This window comes from Bacillus mesophilus (assembly GCF_011008845.1).
In the GTDB taxonomy this organism is placed as follows: domain Bacteria; phylum Bacillota; class Bacilli; order Bacillales; family SA4; genus Bacillus_BS; species Bacillus_BS mesophilus.
In genome coordinates this window covers 1-892 of sequence record NZ_JAAIWM010000024.1, presented here as the reverse complement: position 1 = coordinate 892, position 892 = coordinate 1, and the positions used below count along the sequence as shown (strand labels likewise).

Sequence of the window (892 nt, the reverse complement as noted above, 5' to 3'; positions counted from 1 at the left end):
TCGAGGACTTAACCATATTAAAAGACAATCTTGCATACGAAGCATTATCTAGTTTTGAGGGAACAATACTCCCTTATAGTTTGGTGATGATGGCGAAGAGGTCACACCCGTTCCCATTCCGAACACGGAAGTTAAGCTCTTCAGCGCCGATGGTAGTTGGGGCATTGCCCCTGTGAGAGTAGGACGTCGCCAAGCAATGGCCCTGTAAAAAAGGGTCTTTTATTTTCTCTAAAAGAGAAGTGGAAATCATTTCTATTGAATAGAATCTATGAAGCATGGTATATTGTTTGTCCACTCATAGAAGTGGGTACACAGATGATATACGGTTAAATGGAAGAAAGTTCATATAGAAAGACTTCTATGAAACATGGTATATTCATGATCCACTCGATAGAGTGACTGAAGAAAATCAATGATCGGTGAAATGGAAGAAAGTTCATCTTGAATCAATTCTGTGAAACATGATATATTGATTGTCCGCTCGAAAGAGAATGATTGAAGAAAAATCGATGATCAGTGAATTGGAAGAAAGTTCATCTTGACTCTATTTCATGAAACATGATATATTGATTGTCCGCTCAAAAATATGATTGATTAAAAAACAGTGATCACAGTTAATTGGAAAAAAGTTCACATTGAATGTAATCTAGTAAACGTGATATACTAATTTTCTGCTCAACATTAAGAGCTATGAGCTATGAGTTCTTTGAAAACTAAACAAAACGTCAAGCGTGTTGGTTTTAAAACCAACGCAAAGTAATAAATGTAAGTCTACTATTTACTACTATTTACTAGTAGATTGCCGGTGTAATGAGCAATCAAACACTTTATTGGAGAGTTTGATCCTGGCTCAGGACGAACGCTGGCGGCGTGCCTAATACATGCAAGTCGA

2 rRNA genes are annotated in these 892 nt (G+C 37.0%); both read left to right on the top strand.

The window, feature by feature from the left end:
* Positions 1 to 79: 79 nt before the first annotated feature.
* Positions 80 to 195 (top strand): 5S ribosomal RNA (gene rrf / locus G4D63_RS21655).
* Positions 196 to 827: 632 nt separating this feature from the next.
* Positions 828 to 892 (top strand): 16S ribosomal RNA (locus G4D63_RS21650); the annotation flags it as partial.